The 3,646-nt window shown below is 52.1% G+C and carries 2 protein-coding genes; one reads left to right on the top strand and one right to left on the bottom strand.

Going from position 1 to position 3,646, the window contains the following annotated elements:
• Nucleotides 1-188 precede the first annotated feature (188 nt).
• A complete protein-coding gene (gene yghU / locus KDK14_RS03095) occupies nucleotides 189-1,061 on the bottom strand; it encodes a glutathione-dependent disulfide-bond oxidoreductase (protein WP_257263557.1) in 873 nt (290 codons plus the stop codon).
• 150 nt (nucleotides 1,062-1,211) lie between these two features.
• Here yghU and KDK14_RS03090 point away from each other — a divergent pair, with 150 nt between their 5' ends.
• A complete protein-coding gene (locus tag KDK14_RS03090; RefSeq protein WP_257263556.1) occupies nucleotides 1,212-3,455 on the top strand; it encodes an ankyrin repeat domain-containing protein in 2,244 nt (747 codons plus the stop codon).
• Nucleotides 3,456-3,646: the final 191 nt, after the last annotated feature.

Here is a 3,646-nt window from a genome sequence, read left to right as displayed (position 1 = left end):
TTACAGAGGTTATGCATTTATTATACGAATTCAGGAATATATAACGAATAATAACATCTGTTATGGAATCTCACCCCCAGTCCAATCGGTGGTCCGGCATCCCGGCTGGTTGCTTGTATCCTCGCCCGACTGGGCGAGGCTTTACGCAAAAATGCGGTAAAATGATGAAGTTATTTTGAAACAGATCATTATTCTGAAGCTTCCAGTTTATCCTGGGTCCTGAGTTCAAAATCAGAAGCATCGTGGCGGTTTCTCAGCTGTCCAGATGGATCACCCCAGGTGCGGTTGACCATTTTCCCACGCTGAACGGCCTGTCGATGCCCAATATGGCTGGACCATCGAACAATATGTTGGTAGCTGTCTACCTGGAGGAACTGTGCAGCATCGTAGATTTTGCCTTCTACCAGGGCGCCGTACCATGGCCAGATCGCCATATCCGCAATGGTATACTCATCGGCGCATACATAAGTATTGTTTGCCAGATGCCGGTTTAACATATCCAGCTGACGCTTTACCTCCATGGCAAAGCGATCAATGGGGTACTGGTATTTTTCCGGCGCATAGGCATAGAAATTGCCAAAGCCCCCACCCAGATATGGACCACTGCCTACCTGCCAGAACAGCCATGAGAGACACTGTGCCCGCCGGGCAGGTTCCGCCGGGATAAACGCATTAAATTTTTCCGCCAAATAAAGAAGAATGGCGCCTGACTCAAAAACAGGTATCTCAACGCCATTACTTCGATCCACCAGGGCAGGAATCTTTGAGTTAGGATTTATGCCAACAAAGCCCGAACCAAACTGCTCCCCTGCCATAATTTCAATCAGAAAAGCGTCGTACTCCGCCTCTTTAATTCCCAGTGCCAACAACTCTTCAAACAGTATGGTGACTTTCACACCATTAGGAGTTGCCATTGAATAAAGCTGGAATGGGTGCTTGCCAACAGGCAGCGGCTGGTCAAAACGGGCTCCCGCCGTTGGCCGGTTGATACCAGCAAACTGGCCACCATTCTCGCTTTCCCAGGTCCAAACCTCGGGAGGAACATACGCTGCATCTGCCATGGGCAACTCCTTATCCGGTGTTAACCGAAGCATAAGATAATTTCCGAAGAAAGGTAAGGCTATGCCCGCATCCAGTCCAGCAAGACACTCGCTTGCCTGCTAGGCTTGGAACTATTTTCTGTCCGATGGCTATTCAACTCAGGATTTCTGATGCTTACATCATTACTCAGTATCTCGTCAACCCATCCGGGTGTGCGCAATGATACCTGTCCACTATGTAATAATGGTTTGTTTGAACAACGCTCTGTTCTTCTGGCCAATTGCCAGCACCGTTACCATGAAAAGTGCATTACCCATCAGCTTGACCAGCGCAACAAGAGTGAGCTTGCAAAAATACCCTGCGCTATCTGCCAAACTCCGGTCTTGCCAATGGTGCGCGAGACCGGGGCGAAATTCTACGAGCCCTCACCCTATTGCGAGGCTCTCCCCTTGCAGGCCTGTCGCAGCGGCAACCATGACAAGCTGGCACAGATACTACAGCAGGACCCGGAGATTGCCTCTGAATGCTTTGTTTCGCCAATAATCAACGGAAAAGCCCCGTTGTTGCTCATCGCTGCTGAAAATAGTGACATAGCTGGCCTGAAATTATTGCTCGATTATGGTGCAGACGTTAATGCCAGGGACACCAACAACAACTCGGCCCTGCACATGGTCGCTGAAGGTTGCAACCCCGGGGCCAGCCAGTCCGTAGAGTCGCCCGGCCCGGAAACTTTAAACGACAATGGTAAAACAATTACTGCCATCAAGGCCGCAGTCGGAAAAAACCCCATGATCTGCCTGCAAATCCTGCTTGACAAGGGGGCTGAAATCGATGCGGTCAACAACAATGGCTGGACTCCCCTGCACCTTGCCACCCGGCAACAGGGTCTGGAGTTCATGCAACGCTTACTTGACCAAAAGGCCGACATTAATGCTGCCGCAGCTATGGGCATAACCCCCCTGCACATTGCCGCAAAATATTGCTGGAGCCGCGGTATTGAGTTTCTGCTCCACAACGGAGCTGAGGTCGATGCCACCGGCCAGACAGGCCTGACCGCCCTGCACCGGTGCAGTGGGCATGTGCAGTGTCTGCAACTGCTGCTCAACAGCCATGCCGATCCCAATGCCAGGGATATCCACCATTGGACCCCCCTGCACTATGCAGCTGGAAGCGAAAACAGTTTGCCATGTATTGAGATTCTGCTCTCCAAAGGAGCACAGATCGATAGCAGTGACGAATCCGGCCGGACCCCCTTGCATATTGCCTCCGAAATGGGCCACAGCCACATTGTCCATTATCTGGCCCAAAAAAAAGCCGAAGTTAACTGGAGAAGAAACGATAGTTGGCTCCCCCTCCATATCGCTGCAAGGCATGGTCGTCACCAGTGCATGGAAGTTCTGCACCACCACGGAGCCAGGCTTGACAGCACGATCTCCGATGAAATCAGTCGCTACTCGCACTTGACCCCGCTACACATTGCTGCTGGCCATGAAAGCCTGGAGAGTGCGACCTTCCTGATCAAGCAGGGAGTGGATATTAATGCCCGGGCTGCCGCAGGCGAGACCCCGCTCCACTTCGCCGCCATGGGTGGTTGCGACCGGGTCATGCACTTGCTGATCATCTCCGGTGCCGATATAAATGCCCGTGAACACCAAGGCAAAACGCCCATTCATCTGGCCGCCCTGGCAGGAAAAGAGCAGTGCCTGCTGATTCTGACCTCGCTGGCCAATATAGACATCAATGTACGCAGTGCCGATGGCCAGACGCCCTTGCACTTCGCGGGTAAGATTGGACACAACACGTGCATGAAAATCCTGATTGACCACAATGCGGACATCAATGCCACCACCGATGAGGGCTATACCCTGCTGCATATTCTGGCACAACATGGCCATATCGATTGCCTGAACACTGTGTTCAACCTGCCTAATTTCGAACCAGACAGCATGCAATGCCAAGATCAGTATGGTATGACCCCACTGCAACACGCTGTGCAGTTAAATAACCCACAGTGCCTGGAGGAACTGCTCAAGGCCGGGGCATCAACCAATTACCGCAGTGCCCATGGCTGTACGCCCCTGCATATAGCAGCCATGGAAAATTACGAGATTATCCTGAGCACCCTGCTGTGCTTTGGTGCAGACCTTAATGCCCAAAACGACAATGGCTTGACACCCATGCATCTCGCCGCCGCTGCTGGCAATGCAGCATGCCTGGAGATACTTCTGGATAATGGGGGACGGGTTGATACCGTTGATAATTTTGCCAGAACCCCAATGCAAATCGCTCAGGCAGAGGGCCACACAGAGTGCATCGAGGTAATTGCCCGAGCCCAGTCCAAGCGAGACCGGCTGGATGGCAGTGACAGCATCAGCAATGACAGCGACGACACGGCCTACACACCAAATGATTGAGAATGGACAGAACACCATCAGATTATCAATGCTCATGACGATGGTTTCTCACCCTCTGTCATGAAAGCTCCAGGAGGCTGTCCGAGAATAGACCGCCCTACGCGGCAACTGCTCCTGCGTTGCTCTAGCTCCTGCATCCATGCAGTCGTGCGGTGGCAGCAAATTGGTCTAAAAAGTCGGAAATTTTTAGT

Origin of the sequence: Endozoicomonas sp. ONNA2, assembly GCF_024606365.1 — a bacterium.
In the GTDB taxonomy this organism is placed as follows: domain Bacteria; phylum Pseudomonadota; class Gammaproteobacteria; order Pseudomonadales; family Endozoicomonadaceae; genus Endozoicomonas.
This window is presented reverse-complemented; position numbering and strand designations above follow the sequence as displayed.

Coding starts and splice junctions, on each gene's coding strand:
- yghU (WP_257263557.1), bottom strand. CDS start 1,061: ATGGCAGATGCAGCGTATGTTCCTCCCGAGGTTTGGACCTGGGAAAGC.
- KDK14_RS03090 (WP_257263556.1), top strand. CDS start 1,212: ATGCTTACATCATTACTCAGTATCTCGTCAACCCATCCGGGTGTGCGC.